This is a genomic window from uncultured Clostridium sp. (genome assembly GCF_937920395.1).
In the GTDB taxonomy this organism is placed as follows: Bacteria; Bacillota; Clostridia; order Clostridiales; family Clostridiaceae; genus Clostridium_AD.
Window position 1 is genome coordinate 1 of record NZ_CALEVF010000340.1, and the last position, 5,542, is coordinate 5,542.

Consider the following 5,542-nt stretch of genomic DNA (forward strand, 5'->3'; position numbering starts at 1 on the left):
TATTTTGATTTCTGCCCCATTGAAGTTCGTACCATTTTCTAATACCCTTTTGACATTCTCTTCTTTTTGACAGTTTTTCCCTATGTAATTCAATATAAGCAATAGCATTATTATACTCTTGAGGATTACAAATTAAATCTGAATATATTAAATAACTATCTTTCCTTAAAATCTTATTTTTTTCTATGAAACTACTCTTAATCCAAGGTTTTATTATATCCTTTTCAATATTTTTTAATAAAGAAGTATCATTATTAAGTACAAATGCTTTATCACATCCAGTTATTATTCCCTGATAACTATTGCATATATTACTAAGCTCAGTCGATTTTTTTTGTTTAATTTTATTTATTATAGTTCTCACTTTTTCATCTACTAAAACCCACCCTTTATCATCTAATTCTTTTTTTTCAATAAAAAAGGTGCTGAATTTATTCCCACCTTTCAGAAACACATTGTTATAAAATTCTTTTCTATCTTTACTTTTTACTGCTAATGGCTTTATAATTTCAATTTGATTATCCTCAGTTTTATGATTTGTTATAAACATAATTAAAGGATCTATTCCTACATTTTTAAATGGTCTTATACCATAAAAATCTATTATTTTATCTATAGTGTAGCCTTCCTTTAATGCTTTCCTCAACTCTTCTCCACTAGGTGATTCCATAAAATATCTTGAAGTAATAAATGTAAGCTTTCCACCATCATTTAAGTCATCTAACGCTTTTTCAAAAAAACAATATGATAAGTCTCCTTTATCTCTATATACTTTTTTATATCTTATTTTTAGAAATGAAGCATACTCATTATTTATAAATTTTTTACCCACATAAGGTGGATTCCCTATAACAATATCATATTTACATTTATTCTCATATACTAAAAAATCATTATTGAAAATATTTTTTATTATGCACCCCTTGCTTAAATCATATAAATCAATAGTAAGAATTTTTAATGCTGTATCATCAATATCAAATCCGAACAAATTATATTTTATTATATGATCATCAATCTCTTGCTCTTTTAATATTAATCCATTTTTCTCATTAATAGATTTTAAATTATCCTTATATAATTTTTTTAGAAGTTTAAAACTACAAATCAATATATTTCCTGTTCCACATGATGGGTCAACAATTCTTATATATGGATTATTTATTATCTGAGCTGCTTTTATAGTATTTTCTATCATATAAGATGTTATAGGTTCTGGAGTATACACTGTCCCCTTTTCTTTATTGTTTTTTATGAATTCATAATAATCATCACCAAAACTTTTCTTTCCTGATACTCCCAATTTTATTTTGTAATTTTTGAGAGCAGTTAATTTGTATACGTCTTCTATTGGACTTATTATAATATTATATAACTCACGTATTTCTTGTTTTAATAAATCAAGCATTTATTTTCTCCCGCCTATATTACTAAAATTTAGTTTTATCCTATTATATAACTACAAACTCTCATCAACGATAGTTAATATTTCATCCCTTTTTATTCTTCCTTTTTCAACCAATTCACAACAACGTTTTTTAACTTTTTCTTTATAAAGTTCATCTTTAAGACTAGAAAGATTTATCTTAACATTTAAGATCGCACTTTCAATAGATGCTTGAAGCATTAAAACTGATACCCCGGCATCAGAAATCGCATTTTTGTTACCTAACTTAGCTGCTACCATTATATACTCATATATCTTATATGCTTCTTCTGCAACCTTTAATGGAACTTCTAACGCACCTATATATCCTTCTCTTATTTTAGAACTTCTTACTTTCTTATCGTAATCACTTTCCTTTGGGAGTTTAAATGCTGACATAAGAATTAAAAAGGCCTCAGTATCTTTGTTCATTAATTCTAAAAATTCACTCTGATATTTAAGACATTCATCTAGAGTTTTAGAAACAAGCATTTTGTACTCATCACTATATTCATTGTATACCTTCTTACCTATCGTCAAATTAAACACCATAGCTCCTAATCCACTAGCCAAAGATGCTGCAAGTGCTGCAACACTTCCTCCTCCTGGTACAGGGGAATTTGAACCCAATTCATTAATAAACTCTCTTACAGTTTTTTGATCTAACATTTTTTATTCTCCCTTCAAAAAGTCAATATATTATATAAACATAATGTCAATTAAATTAAATCTATTTATTATGAATTAATTTTGTATTACAATATTACCATTTTTCATTACAGTCTGTATAGCATTTTTACCAAAATAAGCAAAAGTCATAATTTTATTTTGATTTTTTAAAATACAATATACGAATAATTTTATTTTTAATTCATATTGTAATATATATATGTTTAAATTTTCACATCTGAAATCTAATACATTTATAAAAAGGAGATTTATATGAAAAAAGATTACCTAACTACAAACCAGGGTGCTCCTGTAACTGATGATCAAAACTCATTAAGTGTTGGAGAAAGAGGCCCCGTATTAATAAAAGATCATATTCTTCTAGAAAAAACTGCTCAATTTGATCGTGAAAGAATTCCCGAGAGAGTAGTTCATGCTAAAGGAGCAGGAGCTCATGGATATTTTAAGCCATATAAAAATATGGCTAATTATACAAAAGCAGATTTTTTAGAAGACCCATTAAAAGAAACCCCAATTTTCGTAAGATTTTCTATAGTCGTAGGATCAAAAGGAGTTGCTGATACAGTCCGCGATGTTAGAGGTTTTTCTATAAAATTTTATACTGATGAAGGAAATTATGATTTAGTTGGAAATCACATCCCCGTGTTTTTTATCAGAGATGCTATAAAATTTCCTGATTTAATTCATGCTTTAAAACCTGATCCTGTTTCTAACATACCAGGTGATTCTTCTGCAAACAGTCGTTTTTGGGATTATATATCTTTAACACCTGAGGCAACCAATATGCTCACCTACTTATTCTCAGATATAGGTACAATCAAAAGCTACAGATTTATAGAGGGGTTTAGTGTTAACACATACAAATGGGTTAATGCAAAAGGAAAAGCTGTATATGTTAAATATCATTGGATACCCCTTGGTGGAATTCAATCTATAAATAGTGCTGAAGCAAAACGATTGGCAGGCATTGACCCAGACATTGCAAGTCGCGATCTTTTTGATACACTTGCAAGCGGTAAAACAGTTGAATATGAATTATTTGTTCAGATGATTGCTATAGAGGATGAGGATAAATTTGATTTTGATCCTTTAGATGATACAAAACTTTGGCCAGAGGATATAATACCATTGATGCCCGTTGGAAAGATAGTATTAAATAAAAACCCAGAGAATTTTTTTGCAGAGGTTGAGCAATCAGCATTTTGTCCTGCTACTATTGTACCTGGAATTGATTTCTCGAATGACAAGATACTTCAAGGTAGAATATTTTCATATACTGATACCCAAAGATATCGCCTTGGTACTAACTACCTTGAGTTACCAATTAACAGACCAAAAGTACCTGTTAACAATAATCAACAAGATGGTTTCATGCAGATAATGCCAAACCATGGCAGTACGAATTATTACCCAAATTCACTTGGAGATGGCCTTCCTAAGCAAGCACTTGAAAACGGAATTCCTGAAAAAACTTATGTTGAAGGTTACGAAGTTCGGAAATCAATAAGCAAGAAAAATGACTATGTTCAAGCAGGTGAAAGGTACTGCTCTTTAAGCAGTATTGAACAAGATCATTTAGTTTCAAATATAGTTGAATCACTAAGTGCCGCCATCAAACCTATTCAAGAAAGAATGCTTGTACACTTGATAAAAGCAAACAAAGAATTTGGAAAAAGGGTATCAAAAGGTCTAAATCTCTGATTATTTCTTTGTTAATATTACAACAGACAAAACAATCATTATACTGCCAATTATAATTCTAGATGAAATAGGCTCTCCTAAGATTATTATTCCTAGTATTAAACTAACTATAGGCTCAATAGTACTTAGAATTGAAGCTTTCGAGGGTCCTATTAATCTAACCCCTTCTAAAAATGCCATTAAAGCTACCACCGTAGATATAAATGCTATAAGTAAAATTGCTACAAGTGCATAAAAAGAAATATGAATGTTAAAATTATTAGTACTTTTAGCAGCTATAAACATCACTATTGCAGATGCACATGAAATATAAAAGGTTAAAACATAACTATTAATACTCTTAAATTCTTTGTGAGATGCACCTAAAACATATAATGAATATAATACTGCAGCTATTAATGCTAATATTATTCCTTTTATGTTAAAACTAACACTCGCCTTATCAATTAAAATATAAATACCCATTAAAGATATAATCAAAGAAATTGTTTTTCTAGAATATATTTTTTCTTTATATACAACGTATGCGAGTATTGTAACGATAGATGGATAAATATAAAAAATCATGCTTGACATTCCAACACTTATGTAATTATATGACAGATACAAACTGGAAGTTGCAAGTGTAAAACCAAATACCCCAATAATTATTATTAAAATGGCCTGTTTTTTAGTTAATTTCATAGATATGCCTTTTGTTTTCAAATAATATAAAAGCATAATAGCTGCAAATAAAAACCTAAGGAATAGTGTACTGTATGTGTTTGATCCTCCTCTATATGAGAGTTTCGCAAGTATTGGCATAATTCCAAAAGCACTAGCTGACAAAATGATATATAGAATTCCTTTTGTTTTCTCCATTGTATTCCTCCTCGTTTTCATATATACAAAATAAAAATAAATAGCAATAACATAACTATTAAAATTGTACCATCTTTATCTTATAATTTCATCAATTAAATAAAACTTTACAAAAATAGGTGTATAACATCAATCTAACATTATAATAAAAAGATAATATATAAACTTGTTATTTACTTTGTTTTAACTAAAAAATACCCTATGATCACAAATACATCATAGGGTATTAACATAAATTATCCTTTTACAATTTATTTATTGTTTTTAGTATATGCATTATCCCAAGTGTTTGAAAAAACAAAATCTTTTACATCTTTTTTATCGTAATGTTCTTTACTCTCAGCTATTTCACCAATTGGAGTTATAGCAACTACCTTATAATTTTGTGGAATCGATAATGTTTTTTTGATAATATCCTCATCAATTGCAGCAATCCAACAAGTTCCATACCCTTCATTAGTAGCTGCTAAAACAAAATGTTCCATAGCTATTGCACTATCTACTAAATAGTACTCTTTGTTTTCTACTTCGCCTGAAGCAGCTGGATCTGCAACTACCACTGCTGTCATAGGGGCGTCAATTATTGATTGTGCTGCTAAATTATCCTTGTTAATTATAGCTTTTGAAATTTGCATAAGCTCCTTTTTATCATCAACTAATATAAATTTATAAGAAGTCTTATTTTTCCATGATGGTGACATCATAGCTGCATTAATCATTCTAGCTAATTTTTCTGCATTTACTTGTGTATCTTTAAATTTCTTAATACTTTTTCTATTTTCAACTACATCATAAAATTCCATATAACACACTCCCTTTAAATTTAGTATGTGTAATAGTTGAATAAATAATGTAATTATTTTT

5 protein-coding genes are annotated in these 5,542 nt (G+C 28.5%); 1 reads left to right on the forward strand and 4 read right to left on the reverse strand.

Annotated elements, in window-relative coordinates:
- Both Q0649_RS20450 and Q0649_RS20455 read right to left on the reverse strand, forming a co-directional pair.
- Window positions 1–1,408 (reverse strand): class I SAM-dependent DNA methyltransferase (locus Q0649_RS20450; RefSeq protein WP_298846218.1); only part of this gene is annotated, 1,408 nt, incomplete at its 3' end.
- A 51-nt stretch (window positions 1,409–1,459) separates the two neighbouring features.
- A complete protein-coding gene (locus Q0649_RS20455) occupies window positions 1,460–2,095 on the reverse strand; it encodes a cyclodeaminase/cyclohydrolase family protein (RefSeq protein ID WP_298846222.1) in 636 nt (211 codons plus the stop codon).
- 273 nt (window positions 2,096–2,368) lie between these two features.
- Here Q0649_RS20455 and Q0649_RS20460 point away from each other — a divergent pair, with 273 nt between their 5' ends.
- Complete coding sequence (locus Q0649_RS20460) at window positions 2,369–3,817, forward strand: catalase (RefSeq protein ID WP_298846225.1); 1,449 nt, start codon at window positions 2,369–2,371, stop codon at window positions 3,815–3,817.
- Here the strand turns inward: Q0649_RS20460 and Q0649_RS20465 are convergent, their stop codons facing one another.
- Entirely contained in the window at window positions 3,818–4,678 is an 861-nt protein-coding gene (locus Q0649_RS20465) for a DMT family transporter (protein ID WP_298846228.1), read from the reverse strand.
- A 251-nt stretch (window positions 4,679–4,929) separates the two neighbouring features.
- A complete protein-coding gene (locus Q0649_RS20470; RefSeq protein ID WP_298846230.1) occupies window positions 4,930–5,481 on the reverse strand; it encodes a nitroreductase family protein in 552 nt (183 codons plus the stop codon).
- Window positions 5,482–5,542 lie beyond the last annotated feature (61 nt).